This is a genomic window from Pantoea sp. BL1 (assembly GCF_000963985.1).
Lineage (GTDB): Bacteria > Pseudomonadota > Gammaproteobacteria > Enterobacterales > Enterobacteriaceae > Pantoea > Pantoea rwandensis_B.
This window is the reverse complement of record NZ_JZRH01000021.1, coordinates 1-15848: the sequence shown is the minus strand read 5'-3', so window position 1 is coordinate 15848 and position 15848 is coordinate 1. Positions and strand designations below refer to the sequence as shown.

Below are 15848 nucleotides of genomic sequence, written 5' to 3'. Positions count from 1 at the left end.
ATGTAATGAAATGGATTTTGCGCGGCATCTCGAAAAAAATCAATGCTTACAATAAGTAACGAAAACAACTAATAAAAAAGGCCTGCGCGTTGGCAGGCCTCTATGGGTGGGGGAATGGCTTGATTTTACGGATGTGGAATAATTTTTATCTCCACCATACCAATGCCCAATTTGCGCGGATCCTGCCCGGTAATATTGCCGACGTTCGAGAGTTGCGGCTCAGGTGGCGCAATAATCAGGTTGTGACTGCCGTTGGGGTTGCTGAAGTGCAGTGTGGTGGTCGAGAAATCATCGCCCAGGTTCAGCATCTGTTCTTCATCACCGACGCGGACTGGAATCAGTCGATGCGCATTGGGTCCAAAAGCGCGCGCGGTGATCTGCACATCAAAGCGAGGCGGTAAAGGTTCGACATATTCGATGTTCACTTCAGGTGCCAGATTCGCATTTGACCAACGTCCCCAGCTTTCGGGGCGAGATATTCCAGTGAAACGCTTCACGCTGTCGGGTGCGCCTGGCACAGTCAGCAGGAAGCTGTCGGCGTTATAGCGAATCGCATTATCTTTCACGCGAATCTGCTGCTCGTTGAGTTGATAAGTCGCGGCACTCACTTCGGCTTTCGGGAATTGCGCTTTGCCCTTCCACTGCGGTTTATCGATGCGCGTTACCGTCGGTTTTGCACCCATCTGGCCCATGGCGACACAGAGGTCGCTAGAGAGTGCCAAATCGGGCTGCCATAAACGGCCCATCTTGAAGCAGCGATCGACCCAGACAAATTTATCCGCGGCGGTAAAGTCTGCGAGCTGGTAGCGCAGCGGTGCCGAATATTCGCCTTCTGGCAGTGGCTCGACGCGATCTTGCCCAATGCGAAATAGAATAGGCAATTTAAAGGTAGAGCCGGAGAAGCTGAAGGTATTTTTTTGCTGGTCGACAGTAAACGCATCGAGCTTGCTGGGGAAATTCCACAGCTGGATGATATCGGCTTTCCATGCGGTCACTTTTTGCGCCATGTCTTCAAACTGCGCCGATAAAGACGTCGAAGAGAGGCCGCTGCGGCCGAGTCCAATCGCCTTATCACCACCCAGAATATCCAGCACCGTCGCACCGTTATCCAGGGTACTGCGTTTGCCATCCAGCACTTCTGCTTGTGGCTGGTCACCACGAATCACCATAAACAGATCGCGGCGCGGCTGCTTAATCAGGTACTGATGCGCGGTGTTATTCATGGCCAGATGATCCGAACTGACGACGATGATGGTGTTTTTAAACCAGGGCGACGCTTTGATGCGCGCAATCAAACGCGCGACATGCTCTTGTGAGCAGGCCACCGCACTGAAGGATTGGTTCGGTTTGCCATCGTAGCTGTAGCTTTTGCGCTGACAGCTGCGCGAGATAAATCCGTCAGGGTGATGGGTGTCCACCGTCAGGGTGAACAAGGCAAAACGTTTTTGCTGACGTGAAAGCGCTTCGTATTTCTCAAACACTTCATCCATCACCGTATCATCGTAAAAACCCCAGTTGTTGCGGTAACTGGGATCGGCGACGCGGCTGATGAGCTCTTGCGAGCCGTACATATGTGCGGGCGAAAAGCCGTGTGACAGCAGGAAGGTATCCTTGCCAGCAAAACGTAAGTCTGCGCCCTGGATAAACCAGTTTTCATAACCGGAATTCTTCAGGATATCGCCGAGGCAAATATTCTGCGGGTAAAAGCTGGAAAGCGAGGCCGAAGCGTTGCCATCAAAAGGGGCAAACAGTGGGATACCGCATTGAGAAGCGACCATGCCAGCAATGGTGTAATCGGTGCCGGGTAACTGCTCGGTTTCACTGAAATCGATGCTCTGGTCTTTTTCGCGACTCAGTTCTGGCGCGAGTCCGGGGAAAGCATCTTGATCAAAATAGGTGCGTTCAAGGCTCTCACCGTAGATGTACACCAGGTTGAGTTTGGGATCGGGAATGGTTTTATTGGGCGTCTTATAATAGTTATCGAAATCAGAGTCGGCCAGACGTGAATGTGAGGCAATAAGATCCTTCACCTGGCGAAAAGCAGGTGTGGTTTGCACCGAACCTGCAGCGCAGGCGATAGCCAGTAAACTCCAGCCTAAATGATGCGGCCGCTTACGGCGGCGTAGCAGCCAGGAAAGCAGGCAAAACAGCAAAAACAGGCCAATGATTAATCCAATAGCGGGCACCACATATTTACTGACGCCGGCACCTGTCAGGCTGTTGGTCAGGGTATACAGCACCGCATCGGTGATGCCATCGCCGGTAAAATAGTTGCTGGCGAACAGCGTGGCATTGAGCACGATAAACAGCGTGAGCAGCACTAAGATCAGGATAAACCAGAATTTATTTCGCCCGGCTTTACAGGAGTAAACGGCGATTGCCGCTAAAAAGAGTACAACCGAAACCAACTCGGACAAGGTTTGATCCTCACATAAAATAGTGACGCCATCCCTGCGCCCTCGGCCCTCTTTGGGGGTTATGCGTCAATTTATATGGGCTGTCACAGTGCTGCAACATAACCACACAGAATTGTGCGGCGGGTTCCGATCCGTTTAAGGCAGGTTTAGATTGACTATGGTTTGACCTGGCAGCAACGCACGCGCCGCTGCCAGCGAGGGGCGAGGAGGGATCAGAGCTTGCCAGTCAGATACTGCGCTTCGCCGTCGGCAAAGCTCCAGTCGCCTTTGCTGTTAGTGATAAAACTGATCATCAGATCGTTGCCCTGCACGCCACAATTTTCCTGCAACTCGCGCGCTAACTCTGCCATGAATAGCGTTTTCTGTTCTTCACTTCTTGGGCTGGTGTACACGCGCACCATCACCAGGTTATCGGTCCGCTCGAAACCCAGCCCGGTATCCTGAAACACCATTTGATAGCGTTTATTCTCATGAACAATCTGATAGCGATCCCGCGCGGGTACTTTGAACGCGGTTAATACCGCGCGGTGCGCGGCGTCCAGCAAGGTGCGAATTTCTGATTCAGAACGGCCCTGAATCACATCAAAAGTCAGTAACGGCATAAATAAACCCTCGTTTTTGCTCACAAGATAAGAGTAGGATGTGGCTTTATGCTGCCGCTTGCTGCAGGAAAGAAAAAGCGCGCTGGTTGAAATGATTATTTATTATTTTGAACAATCCATATGAAAGAAATCAAAACTGATGCACTCTGGGTGCATTTGCACTGGCTAACGGTGCTGGCTGAACTGGGCAGTTTTACTCGTGCAGCTGAACGATTAGATGTCAGCAAAGCGGCCATGAGCCAAAAGATTAAAGAGCTCGAAGAGATGGCGGGGGTGTCACTGGTGCAGCGCACCACGCGCAGCGTGCGTCTGACCTCGGCGGGCGAGAAGCTGGTGGATGAGTTGCGCGATCCTTTCGCGCGCATCGCCCAAAGCTTTTTCAGCGTGCGCGATGAGGCCGGGCCAGTCCGCGGCCTGGTGCGTGTCAGCGCGCCGGTGGCGTTTGCACGTCAGCAGCTGGTGCCAATTATCGGTGATTTTTTGCGAGAGTATCCGCAGGTGCGGCTGCAGTTGGATGTTACCGATCGCTTAGTGTCGTTAGGCAGTGAAGGATTTGATCTCGCCATCCGCCATAGCCAGACATTGCCCGAAACCCATGTGGCGTTGCCGCTGTGTGAGACGCGCGCGCTGTTAGTGGCCTCGCCGGCTTATCTGGCGCAAAACGGTGTGCCTCAGGTGCCAGAATCGTTGCAGCAACATAACTGCCTCTACTATCCGCGTGGTCTGGAATCGCCACAATGGCGTTTCCGCCCGGTGAGTGGCGGCAGTGAATCCGTGCAGGTAAAAATTCAGGGTAATTTTGCTACCAATAACAGCGAATCAATCCGCGATGCCGCGCTGCAAGGATTGGGCATTGCCATGCTGCCCGATTTCAGCGCCGCGGCGGCGCTGGCAGCAGGCACGTTGCAACAGGTTCTGCCGCAGTGGCAAACCGTGGATGCTTTTGCCGATCGGCTGTGGGTGGTGCGCCCGTATGCAGCACAAGTGCCACGGGCGGTGACCACCTTTATCCACTGGCTACGCGCGCGCTTTGTTGATGGGTGAAGCCAACGCCATCGCCGCATGCGGCTGCATCATCTCACCCAGCAGGCTGCTGCGGTTGTAATTGCCTAAACGCAGGTTGAAGTCGAGGTGCATCTGTTCGTTACCGCTGAGTTTAATCACCGGTGGTGGCGTCATAGGACGCTGGTTGAACAGGATAGCATGTGCAAACGCCTCGCTTTTCCAGCCGCTCAAACGCTGATAATAGTAAGCGTTGGCTTCACACTTACGCAGATAGAGATTCACCCGACGATATTCCCGCATCGCCGCCTGTTGTGCCAGTGAACCCAACTGCTGCTGCGGTTGGTCAATTTTCTGGGTCAGGAGTGCATAGTCATCGCGCTTGTTGAGCTCGTTGAAATAATTCTGCTCACCCAGATGTTTGATGGGCGCGTACTGCTTCTGCCATTCACGAATAAATGGGTTATTCGGTGCCGCCGCCAGGAACCAGTTTTCAATCACTGGCGCCAGATAATTGACGGTGGAATTTTCGCGATAATAACCAATCACATCCATGCAGCGCTCTTGATGGGCACGATGCACCCATGAGAGATCTTCAAATAACAGCGTGCTGCAATCAATGGCAATACCGCCGTAGCGCAACAGCAGTTCCAGACGAATGACTTCGCTTTTTTGCTGTTCGCTTAATAATGTTGAGGTGAAAATAAAATCAGGTAAAACTTCTTTTACCGTTAATCGATTGAGCAAATAAATATCGTGATCAGGATTATCTTTGCGCAACTTTTGAATATTTAACATCATAGATTTCGGTAAATATTCATTATCCCAATACATCCACACTTTTTTCGGTATTTCTGGCAGCGACTTTTCGCCAGAAAACAACACGATATTGTCCTCTTCGCTAGGATCGTACTCCGGCGCGCAGAGCGCAGTATGCTGTTTTTTCTGCAGTAATGTCTGGCTGGTAAAAGCGATTCTTTTCCAGTTCTGCCAGAGCGCGAGCGCTGGCTGGAGACGTTTTTTATTCATGGTGCACCTGATTATTGTGATTATGGTGGCAAGGATTCCCTGATGCTGGCAGCTTATGCGCTCTTATGTTTCCTCACGGCTGTGTGTAAAAAGTACTCACATCAGCTTAATAAAGCATTCTGGTCTTAGAGGCTATTACTTTTTTTTGCTTTCAGATAAACCGGAAAATGAAGGATCCGTTAAGCGTAAAATTTCCCGGAAATAATTGAATGGCCAACTTATTTTACAATTAATCATCATTAGGACTATTCCTAATAAAATAACTTGGCCTTGGCGCTGGCTGCGGCTTAGATAAAAAATCCCCGCACTCAAATGGTTTAAAGCGGCTACATTTTTCGCTGGCCTGGCAGGGATTTGCCCCTTCCTGATGCAGGTTAACTACGCTTAGACGAGGTGGTTAACACAAAGGAGGCACTATGCAGCCACACAACCGTGGATTACTGGCGGTCGATAAGCAGGGGAATCGGGTGCTGTTTCTCGATCCCGATACCTTTGCCGTGCAACAGGAGCTGAATGCGTTTCCGCCGCGTCCGCATGAGTTACTGATGTTACCTGAGCAAGAGAAAGCCTATGTGTCGATCTATGGTGACGGCATTCATGGCGACAATCCCCATCCTGGTCACAAAGTGGCGGTGATCGATCTACGCAAACGCCAGATCAGCGGTTTTATCGATTTATCTCCGTTGCAGTCGCCCCACAGTGGCCAATTGGGCCGCGATGGCAAAGTCTACCTCTGCTGTGAAAACAGTGCGGCTGTGGCAGTCATCGATCCCGTTACCGATAGGGTGGAGAAAATCATTAAGCTGCCATCGCACAATGCGCATCGTCTGACGCTTTCACCCAGCGGGCGTAAATTGTTCACAGAGAACGAAGAAGACGCCAGCATCACGGTGGTGGATCTGTGCGAGGCAGAAGGGCACATCATTGACAATATTCTGCTGCCGGGGCCGATCTCCGGTATCGCGGCCTCGCCGAAGCATCCTTATCTGGTCGCTAGCGCGGCCGACGCACCGTTACTGTATGTGGTCGATCGCCAAAGCCATCGTATTCGCCAGCGCATTAAACTCACGGCCCATCAACAGCCCTGCCAGGTCGTGCGCTTTAGCGCCAACGGTGAGCGTTTGGTGGCGATTGGCGATCAGGAGCCGCTCATCACACTGTTTGATGATTTACTCAATCCGCTGGGAGATGTTCCGGTCGGCAACAAACCGATGGATGGCTGTTTCAGTGCGGATAATCGAACGCTGCTGATTGCCAATGAAGGCGATGGATCATTGAGCGTGATTGATTTGCTGCAAATGAAAGTGATAGCGACCCCGAACGCCGGAAAAGGCTGTGAGGTGCTGAGTTACTTCCAGTTGAACTGACGGCGGGGTATCTCCTTGTGGCAGCGATCGTCAGGCACTTGCTCGCAATGTTTGATTGGGCGTATCAGGGTTAAATAAACGGGCGATGGTAAATCGCGCTGCTCCAGTGGCGGCTGCTGGCATGTTTTTCCGCCTGCCAGCCGCGTTTACGCAATTCCCGGGCGATCATTTTGTTCATGATGCCGTGCCCCACCAGCAACACCGTTCCCTGTTTTGATAGCGTGACCAACTTATCTGCCGCCTGACACGCCCGTGCTCGGGCATGGGTCAACGATTCCACATGCCCGGCGTAACCGCATAACCATAACAGGCGCAAAAGCGCGAGCCAAACGGTCAGCGGCAGGTGCAGGCGTTCGAACGGCAGCAGCGGCATGGCCACTTCACTGAAGACCTCATCCACCTCATGAGGTTGCAGGCCAAGACGCGTGAGCGAGGAACGCGCGCGGGGTAGCGGGCTGGAGGCGATCACGCGGGCCATTCGCGCGATGGCCATACTGCGCGGCGGCGGTGAGTCGCAAATATCGGCCTGGTCATAGCCCTCACACCAGTCGGCTAGCGCTCGCGCAGTAAAGCGCCCGCTGACCGGATGGTCAGGTTTACCGTGTCGCATGAGGATGATGGTCATAGGCGCCCTGTGTGATTTTTACCCAGTTTAATGCAGGTGGTAGCTGAACCGCACTGGCGAAAGGGTTTTAAGATTAATTCGCAATTGTCATCAAAGCTTAACTGATTTGTGCGAAAAAAAGCGCGATGAAGGATCAGCCACAACTCAGCTAATGATAAGCAACGCTCGTTAATTACATTGAGGTTAATGCGCTGCTGTTGGTTTGAATAAGCTGTAATGTTATGAATTAACGCCATTTTTGCTTTCTAACCCCGAGCTATAGTGAAGATAAATTAATTATTTTCACTTTTATCACTTGATTTATCTACGCGCGTAGATAGACTGTGTCCACAGTGATAACTCACGGTGCCAGAGACAAAGTTGGCCTTGAGATGACGTGGTTACATTTGCCTTACTAATGCGATCGATGAAAAAAACATCGACGAGAACAGGCGAATGAGTGAATTCCAACACCAGGGAGTTCTTTGACTTTCATCCAGGTTTGCCTACTGAACGTCGTCACCGGGGAGTTCCGCTTGTTGCAAGGGAACCGTCCCACGGAAGGGCGTTTGCTGTTTTCACCTATTTCAGGGAAAAGGTCATGACGGTACATCAGTCCGTTTCGCAACAAACTTCACTGAGCACCTCTTCAGCTGCTGACATGCGGCTGGAAACCTCTTCTGGCCGCAAAGATTTCTGGCGCGCCACCTTCTCTTGCTGGCTCGGCACGGCAATGGAGTATGCGGATTTCGCGCTCTATGGCCTGGCGGCAGGCATCATCTTTGGCGATGTGTTTTTCCCCAATGCCACACCCACTATGGCGCTGCTCTCCAGTTTTGCCACCTGGTCCGTCGGGTTTATTGCACGCCCAATTGGTGCGCTGCTGTTTGGCTGGATCGGTGACCGGAAAGGCCGCAAAACCGTGATGATCGCTACCATCATCCTGATGGGCGCATCGACAACCTTGATAGGTCTCATCCCTTCTTACGCCACGATCGGCGTCTGGGCACCCGCTTGTCTGGTGCTGTTGCGCTTTACCCAAGGGTTGGGCGCCGGTGCAGAACTGTCTGGTGGCACCGTGATGCTGGGCGAGTATGCCCCGGTTGCGCGTCGCGGTCTGGTCTCTTCCGTGATCGCCCTCGGCTCGAATAGTGGCACGCTGATCGCCTCGCTGGTGTGGCTTGCCGTGATTCAGATGGATAAACAAACCTTGCTGGATTGGGGATGGCGTATTCCGTTCCTCAGTAGCGTGCTGATTGCCGTGGTCGCGTTATGGCTGCGTCGTCATCTGCGTGAAACCCCGGTGTTTGAACGCCAGCAGGCGCAACTGCAGGCAGAGCGTAGCGCCACATTGCAGCATGCCGCCGCCGAGGTTGATACCCGCAGTTTCTGGCAGCGCAGCCGTGCGTTCTGGACGATGGTCGGCTTACGTATCGGCGAAAACGGTCCTTCCTATCTGGCGCAGGGCTTTATCGTCGGTTATGTCGCGAAAGTGCTGATGCTCGATAAGTCGGTGCCAACGACGGCGGTGTTTATTGCCTCGCTGCTGGGTTTCCTGATCATTCCGTTTGCCGGTTGGATGTCTGACCGCTTTGGCCGCCGTATCACCTATCGTGGTTTCTGTCTGCTGCTGATGATTTATGCCTGGCCGGCATTCAGCCTGATGGACAGTCGTGACCCGGCGATTGTGATTCCGGTGATGATTGTCGGCATGGCGCTGGCCTCGCTCGGTATTTTTGGGGTGCAGGCCGCGTGGGGTGTGGAAATGTTTGGTGTCAAACACCGTTACACCAAGATGGCGGTGGCGAAAGAACTGGGCTCTATCCTTTCTGGAGGGACAGCACCTTTGGTGGCTGCGGCGCTGTTATCGTTCACCGGACACTGGTGGGCGATTGCCGTGTACTTCTCGGCAATGGCGACCATCGGTTTTCTGACCACGTTTGTGGCACCAGAAACGCGTGGGCGCGATCTGAATCTACCGGAAGATGCGATCTGACGCGCAACACGCTGTAAGTGAAACAGTGCCATTGGCCGGTTATGCCGGCCAATAGCATTCATGCAGAGGCAAGAGCATTGGCGAAATCCCCAGGCGGAAATGTAACACGTAGCGATGTGGCGAAAGCCGCCGGCACCTCAGTGGCGGTCGTGAGCTACGTGATTAACAATGGACCGCGCCCGGTGGCGGAAGCCACGCGGTTGCGCGTGCTGGAAGCGATTAAACAGACGGGTTATCGACCGAATGCAGTGGCGCGTGCATTGGCCTCCGGCAGCACCAAAACCTTTGGCCTGGTGGTGCCGAACATCAGTAACCCCTTCGTGGCCTCCATGGCGCATATGCTGCTGCAGGAATCACTGGATCACGGCCACGTGATGCTGCTGGGGGATGCCGGAGATGATCGCAAGCGTGAGTTGGAACTGATTCAGGGCTTGCTGAATCGTCAGGTGGATGGCCTGTTTTATACCAGTGTCGACCGCCACCCATACATAGATGTGATTCAGGCCAGTGGTACACCGCTGGTGATGCTGGATCGTGTTGACCCCCGTCCCGGCGTGAGCATGTTGCGGGTGAATGAGCGCGAGGCCTCGCGTCAGGTGACTGAACATCTGCTCAGCCACGGTTATCAACAGGTTGGCATGATCAGCGGTCCGCTGGAGATGCTGAATGCCCAGGATCGTATTCAGGGCTGGCGCGATGCCATGGCAGAGAAAGGCCTGCAGGTCGATGAAACCCTGATTTTCCCTGCCAGCTACTCGCGACAAGGCGGTTATGACGCCACAAAACGTATGATTGCCCGCGGACAAGTGCCGCGTGCGCTGTTTACCAGCAATGAGGGCCAGGCGATTGGTTGTATCCGCGCGCTCTCTGAACACGGTTTGCGCGTGCCGCAGGATGTCGCCCTGGTGTGCTTTAACGGCACCGATCAATCCGCGTTCCATGTCCCGACATTGACAACCGTACGTCAACCGCTGCGGGAAATGGCACGCAGCGCTATCGCCATGCTGAAAAATGGGGATGGCGAAGCCCAACTGGCAGAGTTCCCTCACTATCTTGAAATCGGTGAGTCCTGCGGCTGCCTGCTTACTCAACAAAAATAAACCTATAACATCATGAAAAGACTGATTATTGATTGTGATCCGGGAAATGGAATTGCAGGGGCGAATACCGATGACGGCCTTGCGCTGGCACTGGCGTTGGCATCACCTTCGCTGTCGGTTGAACTGATCACCACCGTCACTGGCAACACGCCGAGTGCGTTAGGGGCGCAGGTTGCCAAAGACTTACTCCAACGATTAGGACTCAATGTTCCCGTGGTGCAGGGCGCTTTGCAGGCACTCCGCGAAGACCCCGCCCCCTGGCGCGCACGCCTTGATGGCGTCAAGGACGCGAACCTCGCTGAACTATGGCGGGGCGTGTGTAAGCCGCAGTTGCTCGCGGCAGATGGCAATGATGCCGCAGGCGTGATGGGCCAGCTGATTTGCGATAATCCCGGCGAATTTACTCTGGTGGCGATCGGTCCTCTGACCAACGTGGCGCAGGCGCTGCAGCGCTATCCACAGATGGCTGAATCCGTGGCAGAAATTGTGATTATGGGCGGTGTGTTCGCTTTAGATGATTACATCAAAGACACCAACTTTGGTCTGGATCCCGAAGCGGCGCATCAGGTGCTGCACAGCGGCGCAGCCATCACGCTGGTGCCGATGGACGCCACGACACAAACATTGATGACCCATCAGGATCTTAATCGTCTGACGACCAACGACCATCCGTTGCCGCAATTTGTCCGTGAAACGTTGCGCCCGTGGATTGATTACTCGATTCGCACCCGCCATCTGCCAGGCTGCTGGATCCACGATGCGCTGGTGATTGCCTGGCTATTGAATCAGCGCGTGGCGGATGGGGTGGATTACTTTGTCGATATTGAGTTACGCGCCGGCGCAACGCGCGGCAAGAGCTGGCGGTATCGATCGCCACTGCGCCTGGACATTGGCGTGCCGGAGCAGACCGGGGCATTGGTGCATGTGATGCAGAACGTCAACAATCCGTTGCTGCTGGAGATGATTGAGAAGGCGTTTAATCAACTGCAGCGCTGATTGCCCATAAATGCGTGCGGCACACTGAGTCGCACCGGTCTTCCTGCCATACCGCCAGGAATTTGCCCTTTCAGATTGCACTGCTGTACGGCGGTGCAATGTTTCACTCGATGACATGCTTCCTTACACCGCGAATCACTCCCTGACAATTCCCCGCCGCAGCCCTCCTTTCTGACATGCTATATACAAATAGTTAACACAATAATAACCAGCGAAATCATTCGCTGGATAACGTTCCAATAAATTCTGGTCAATGAACCGGAAGCTAATCAGACAGGATAACCCTATGTTCAACTGGACTGCGACCCAGCGAAACGTGGCTTTTGCCAGTTTCGCCAGCTGGACGCTGGATGCGTTCGACTTCTTTATCCTGGTGTTTGTACTCAGCGATCTTGCCCAGTATTTCAACACCAGCGTCTCCGATGTTTCTGTTGCCATTATGCTCACGCTGGCGGTTCGACCGATTGGCGCGCTGATTTTTGGCCGTCTGGCTGAGAAGTATGGCCGCCGCCCGATTCTGATGCTCAATATCGTGATGTTCTCGCTGTTTGAGCTGCTCTCTGCATGGTCACCGAACTTCACCGCCTTCCTCGCCTTCCGCGTGATTTACGGCGTGGCGATGGGCGGCATCTGGGGCGTGGCATCGTCACTGGCAATGGAAACCATTCCGGATCGCTCGCGTGGGCTGATGTCCGGCATCTTCCAGGCGGGCTACCCTTGTGGCTACCTGCTGGCATCGATCATTTTTGGACTGTTTTTCGAGTCGGTAGGCTGGCGCGGCATGTTCCTGATTGGCGCATTGCCGATTCTGTTGCTGCCGTTTATCTATTTTAAAGTGCCGGAATCCCCGGTCTGGCTGGCCGCACGCGAACGTAAAGAGAGCACGGCGCTGCTGCCGATTATTCGTCAGCACTGGAAAATCTGCATTTATATGGTGCTACTGATGGCGTGCTTTAATTTCTTCAGTCATGGCACCCAGGATCTCTATCCTACCTTCCTGAAAGTGCAGCATCAGTTTGATCCGCACACGGTGAGCATCATCGCCATCAGCTATAACATTGCGGCGATGCTGGGTGGGATTACCTTTGGTGCGCTGTCAGAACGCATTGGCCGTAAGAAAGCGATTATCCTTGCTTCCTTCCTTGCGCTGCCGGTGTTGCCGCTGTGGGCGTTCTCCAGCGGATCATGGATGATTGGGATTGGCGCGTTCCTGATGCAGTTTATGGTGCAGGGCGCGTGGGGCGTGGTGCCGACCTATCTCACCGAGCTGGTGCCCGCAAATGCGCGTGCGGTGCTGCCGGGCTTCGTTTATCAGTTGGGTAATCTGATTGCCTCGGTCAATGCGACCTTGCAGTCTCGCATTGCCGAGGCCCACGGCGGCAACTACGGCCTGGGAATGGCGATCGTTGCCGGTACGGTAGCGGTGCTGATTTGCGTGTTTGTCGCCTTTGGACGAGAGACGCGGGGTATTGAAATATCCGGTGCGGTCGCGCGCGAACAGCGTTAAAGCGCCTCGCAGACGTCGATCCATTTCGCCGCAGTCAGTTCAGCCATGCGCTGCGGCGAAATACGCACAGCACTGTGAATCGAACCTGCTGCGGGCAGCACTTCATCAAAACCGCGCAGGGTCACATCACAGTAAACGGTCAGGGGATTTTCCAGGCCAAAAGGGCAGACGCCACCCACCGGATGCCCGGTCCAGTTCACCACCTCATCCACACTCAACATGCGTGCCTTAGCGCCGAGTGCGGCTTTCAGCTTGCGGTTGTCGAGACGGGCATCACCGCGCGTCACAATCAGTACAACGGCATCTTTCACTTTTAACGACAGGGTTTTGGCGATTTGCCCCGGCATCACGCCATGGACGCGTGCGGCCAGTTCTACCGTGGCGGTGCTCTCCGGCATCTCGATGATGTCGATATCCGGTGCATGTTCGGCAAAGAAGTGCCGTACCGACTCCAGGCTCATTTTTTTCTCCGGTAAAAACAGAGCCTAAAAGCTGCCACAAGGAGGGAAAAGTGTAAACGGGATAAAAAGAGAATCTGTAACAGAATGCGCGCAGGTTAAACCACTTTTAACGTGCAGTTACCACAGCGTTCCACGTCCGGAATGCGATAGCGCTGGCAGCAACTGCGACGTTCCATCTCGCCATGACGCGGGATCATGGTGCGATAAAGCGGATTGTCGCTGCCATCCAGCAGCGTCTGGGTGAAGAACAATGCCTGTTCCAGCTGAGTGATGACGGGCGCGGATAACTGGCCTTTCAGTTCACCGAGGAACCAGTAAAACGAATAACCCATGTTGTTCCAGATGAGTTTGGCGTTGATATCACCGTGCTGCGTCATGCCGTTGACAGCCGGGATCAGGCATTGCTGAATCAGGCGGTCAATGCGCTGCTGGGCACTCAGGTAACGCGCCTCTTCATCTTCCTGCACATCTATCCAGAAAGCACAGGGATGGCCGTTTTCATGAAATTCCACATGAATCAGATGGGGGGCGCACTTCAATGCCCGCGGCTCCTGCAGCAACATCAGCATCAGCGGGGCCAACAGTAAGCCAAAATACCATTGTGCCCAAAGTGACTGCAGCGGTTTGGCTTCATGTTGCACATCAGGGTGATTGCGATAGAGATAATCGCTATAGCGTTGTGTCAGGCGGCGATAGTGAAGCGGTGTGGACCACTCGGCCAGCGTCAACGTCCCTGCGGGAGCGGCCTGGCCGAGTTTGACGTTATCCAGCATGTAGCTGCGTTGATCACGCATCAGATCTTCCAGTGCGCTCGCTAAGCTGCGGTCGCTCTGCATAAAGATCAGAGGATGGTCGCTAAAGCGATGATCCTGACGCGTGAGAATGGTCATGCCGGTCCTGAGTGATAACGGGAATCGTGAGACAAATGATAATCGTTACTGTCAATGCGAACAAGATGTCATCAAGCGAAGAAAAGGGACGGAGCCACTTATCAGCAGGCGATGCCGCTTTGTGATGAATGGCTTCGCTCATCTACCGGTTAAATCAGGTCATTAGTGACTTGCGTCAGCTTCGGCAAATCTTCCCAGGCGAGTATGGTGTTACGCCCCTGATTTTTCGCGACGTATAACGCGCGGTCAGCATTTGCCACCGCCTGGTCAAACTCATCGCCAAAAATAGGTGCGATTCCGGCACTGATGGTGACGTGGGTGGAGACCTTTTCATTAAAGCGATGCGGGATTTCGAGGTCCACTACGTACTGACGAATGCGCTCGGCCAGCTTCATCGCAATCGATGCGTTAACGTTGGTCATCAGCACCAGAAACTCCTCACCGCCATAACGCGTGACGACATCGCGTGAACGCACGGCATCGCGAATGGCAACCGACACCCGCGCCAGCGCCTGATCGCCCATCGCATGACCGTAGTTGTCGTTGTAGGCTTTGAAGTGGTCAATATCCAGCAGCAGTACGTAATGGCTGCCCGCGTGGTTTTCCAGAATGGCGTCAAGGCGATTTTTCAGGCCGCGGCGGTTATACAAACCGGTGAGCGGATCCAGCATACTCAAATCGCTAAAACTCTCTTTTTCCTCATACAGCTGGCTAACCAGTCGTCGGGTAAAAGTATCAAAACGGCGGCGCATTAAATGATGCAGCGAGAAACCAATCAACGGCAGCGTAATCGTAAAAATGATCATCATTAAATGCTGGCCATCATCTAATAACAATACGGTTAATACGGGGGGCGTAATGTGTAAACAAAATGCGATCAAATAATCACTGAGCGCAATGGCACTGATAAAAAATACGCTTAACAAGCTGATTATTAAAAAGCTGCCATCAAAATAAAAAACCTGATGGTATCTGTGGTTAATGTGCCATGCCCAGAGCGCACCTAATATCATGGCAACAGGATTTAATAGCGGTAATTTCCGTTTCGGCATCATCAGGCAAACGGTCAGTAACGTCAGGCTGAAAGCCGCGACAATGCCTACTGGCAGCGAGCTTACCGGGCTGTCTGTGCCTAAAAAAGGCATCAGGCAAAAAAGCGAAACGGCGACATTTAAAAACAAAAAGAGCATCAGCGAAAGCCGATATTTGCTGTGTTTCAACTCATCATAAGATTGTAATTTCATTATTATTACTCTTCACAGCCCTGAAATATCAAAGCGCTACCCGTGGGAAATACTCCCGCAAATCGGATAGTGAGCACGTTATTGACGTGTTATCGAAATAGTTATCGGCGGCAATTTAGCATTTTCCAGTAAATCTGTCATCCAACGCATCCCGCGATAAAAAATTCGCTGCAAGATGAGAAATATTGGCATATGATAATACGAATATTTATCATTTGAGGGTTGCGCGATGATCATGGCGATGATGGCTGCCTGCGGCTTATGGGGCGTGAGCTGGATGATGGGTAAGCGGCTGGACAGCGGTTGGGGAGTCTTGTTGCCCTGTGCTGCTTTACCGATTTTCGCGCTGTGGGAGCCGAGTTTCAGCCAGTGGCGCGTGGTGATGATTGTGGCACTGTTGCTGACGGTAGTGATGCTGTTCCATCATCGTCTGCGTCACTATCTGCTGCTGCCTTCTTGCCTGGCATTGGCCGGGGGCGCTGCGGCCGTCACGGTGAACTTCCACATTATCTGATGCCGTTTACGAACGGCAGAAACGACAAAACACGCTTAGCGCGTGATTTTTTCGTTTAATTCAACGTTGGGAATGTACTGCCAGGAAAATAAGACAACGTGGTGCGAAGGGAGGGACTT

Annotated in this window: 14 protein-coding genes; 7 read left to right on the top strand and 7 right to left on the bottom strand. The window is 53.3% G+C overall.

Translation table 11 applies throughout. From position 1 onward, the window contains the following. Positions 1–125 precede the first annotated feature (125 nt). A complete protein-coding gene (opgB, locus tag VH86_RS11720; RefSeq protein WP_045832975.1) occupies positions 126–2417 on the bottom strand; it encodes a phosphatidylglycerol--membrane-oligosaccharide glycerophosphotransferase in 2292 nt (763 codons plus the stop codon). A gap of 212 nt (positions 2418–2629) precedes the next feature. Next, entirely contained in the window at positions 2630–3019 is a 390-nt protein-coding gene (locus tag VH86_RS11715; RefSeq protein ID WP_034826287.1) for a tautomerase family protein, read from the bottom strand. A 120-nt stretch (positions 3020–3139) separates the two neighbouring features. Between VH86_RS11715 and VH86_RS11710 the strand changes: the two genes are divergently transcribed. Then, the gene (locus tag VH86_RS11710) at positions 3140–4063 is read left to right on the top strand and encodes a LysR family transcriptional regulator (RefSeq protein ID WP_045832974.1); all 924 of its coding nucleotides are present in this window, start codon (positions 3140–3142) and stop codon (positions 4061–4063) included. Here VH86_RS11710 and VH86_RS11705 read toward each other — a convergent pair. Then, positions 4037–5050 (bottom strand): glycosyltransferase family 32 protein, encoded by a 1014-nt coding sequence (locus tag VH86_RS11705; RefSeq protein WP_045832973.1) that lies wholly within the window; start codon positions 5048–5050, stop codon positions 4037–4039. The two genes, VH86_RS11710 and VH86_RS11705, sit on opposite strands and share 27 nt — an antisense overlap. Before the next feature lie 416 nt (positions 5051–5466). Here VH86_RS11705 and VH86_RS11700 point away from each other — a divergent pair, with 416 nt between their 5' ends. Continuing rightward, positions 5467–6417 (top strand): YncE family protein, encoded by a 951-nt coding sequence (locus VH86_RS11700; RefSeq protein WP_045832972.1) that lies wholly within the window; start codon positions 5467–5469, stop codon positions 6415–6417. A gap of 70 nt (positions 6418–6487) precedes the next feature. Here VH86_RS11700 and VH86_RS11695 read toward each other — a convergent pair whose 3' ends face one another. After that, positions 6488–7042: a histidine phosphatase family protein gene (locus tag VH86_RS11695; RefSeq protein WP_045832971.1), complete on the bottom strand. Its 555-nt coding sequence runs from the start codon at positions 7040–7042 to the stop codon at positions 6488–6490. 580 nt (positions 7043–7622) lie between these two features. Here VH86_RS11695 and VH86_RS11685 point away from each other — a divergent pair. From VH86_RS11685 to VH86_RS11670, 4 genes are all read left to right on the top strand, one after another. Beyond that, on the top strand, positions 7623–9017 hold the full coding sequence (locus tag VH86_RS11685) for an MFS transporter (protein ID WP_045832969.1): 1395 nt from the start codon (positions 7623–7625) through the stop codon (positions 9015–9017). Positions 9018–9094: 77 nt separating this feature from the next. Next, on the top strand, positions 9095–10117 hold the full coding sequence (locus VH86_RS11680; RefSeq protein WP_045832968.1) for a LacI family DNA-binding transcriptional regulator: 1023 nt from the start codon (positions 9095–9097) through the stop codon (positions 10115–10117). Positions 10118–10129: 12 nt separating this feature from the next. After that, entirely contained in the window at positions 10130–11113 is a 984-nt protein-coding gene (locus VH86_RS11675) for a nucleoside hydrolase (RefSeq protein WP_045832967.1), read from the top strand. Between the two features lie 286 nt (positions 11114–11399). Beyond that, the gene (locus VH86_RS11670; protein ID WP_034826271.1) at positions 11400–12620 is read left to right on the top strand and encodes an MFS transporter; all 1221 of its coding nucleotides are present in this window, start codon (positions 11400–11402) and stop codon (positions 12618–12620) included. Here the strand turns inward: VH86_RS11670 and VH86_RS11665 are convergent. The 3 genes from VH86_RS11665 to VH86_RS11655 all read right to left on the bottom strand — a co-directional run bounded on the left by VH86_RS11665 (position 12617) and on the right by VH86_RS11655 (position 15215). Further along, positions 12617–13081: a YbaK/EbsC family protein gene (locus tag VH86_RS11665; protein ID WP_038649256.1), complete on the bottom strand. Its 465-nt coding sequence runs from the start codon at positions 13079–13081 to the stop codon at positions 12617–12619. The two genes, VH86_RS11670 and VH86_RS11665, sit on opposite strands and share 4 nt — an antisense overlap. Before the next feature lie 95 nt (positions 13082–13176). After that, positions 13177–13971 carry a siderophore-iron reductase FhuF gene (gene fhuF, locus VH86_RS11660; protein ID WP_045832966.1) on the bottom strand — a complete coding sequence of 265 codons (795 nt, stop codon included), beginning with the start codon at positions 13969–13971 and terminating at the stop codon, positions 13177–13179. A gap of 149 nt (positions 13972–14120) precedes the next feature. Next, positions 14121–15215, bottom strand: coding sequence for a diguanylate cyclase (locus VH86_RS11655; protein ID WP_045832965.1), 1095 nt, complete (start codon positions 15213–15215; stop codon positions 14121–14123). Between the two features lie 229 nt (positions 15216–15444). Here VH86_RS11655 and VH86_RS11650 point away from each other — a divergent pair, with 229 nt between their 5' ends. Beyond that, complete coding sequence (locus VH86_RS11650; protein WP_034826266.1) at positions 15445–15729, top strand: DUF1435 domain-containing protein; 285 nt, start codon at positions 15445–15447, stop codon at positions 15727–15729. Positions 15730–15848: the final 119 nt, after the last annotated feature.

What these genes read in the sequence shown, in the direction of transcription:
- VH86_RS11715 (WP_034826287.1), bottom strand. Translation starts at nt 3,019, where the DNA reads ATGCCGTTACTGACTTTTGATGTGATTCAGGGCCGTTCTGAATCAGAA.
- VH86_RS11710 (WP_045832974.1), top strand. Translation starts at nt 3,140, where the DNA reads ATGAAAGAAATCAAAACTGATGCACTCTGGGTGCATTTGCACTGGCTA.
- VH86_RS11705 (WP_045832973.1), bottom strand. Translation starts at nt 5,050, where the DNA reads ATGAATAAAAAACGTCTCCAGCCAGCGCTCGCGCTCTGGCAGAACTGG.
- VH86_RS11700 (WP_045832972.1), top strand. Translation starts at nt 5,467, where the DNA reads ATGCAGCCACACAACCGTGGATTACTGGCGGTCGATAAGCAGGGGAAT.
- VH86_RS11695 (WP_045832971.1), bottom strand. Translation starts at nt 7,042, where the DNA reads ATGACCATCATCCTCATGCGACACGGTAAACCTGACCATCCGGTCAGC.
- VH86_RS11685 (WP_045832969.1), top strand. Translation starts at nt 7,623, where the DNA reads ATGACGGTACATCAGTCCGTTTCGCAACAAACTTCACTGAGCACCTCT.
- VH86_RS11675 (WP_045832967.1), top strand. Translation starts at nt 10,130, where the DNA reads ATGAAAAGACTGATTATTGATTGTGATCCGGGAAATGGAATTGCAGGG.
- VH86_RS11670 (WP_034826271.1), top strand. Translation starts at nt 11,400, where the DNA reads ATGTTCAACTGGACTGCGACCCAGCGAAACGTGGCTTTTGCCAGTTTC.
- VH86_RS11665 (WP_038649256.1), bottom strand. Translation starts at nt 13,081, where the DNA reads ATGAGCCTGGAGTCGGTACGGCACTTCTTTGCCGAACATGCACCGGAT.
- fhuF (WP_045832966.1), bottom strand. Translation starts at nt 13,971, where the DNA reads ATGACCATTCTCACGCGTCAGGATCATCGCTTTAGCGACCATCCTCTG.
- VH86_RS11655 (WP_045832965.1), bottom strand. Translation starts at nt 15,215, where the DNA reads ATGAAATTACAATCTTATGATGAGTTGAAACACAGCAAATATCGGCTT.
- VH86_RS11650 (WP_034826266.1), top strand. Translation starts at nt 15,445, where the DNA reads ATGATCATGGCGATGATGGCTGCCTGCGGCTTATGGGGCGTGAGCTGG.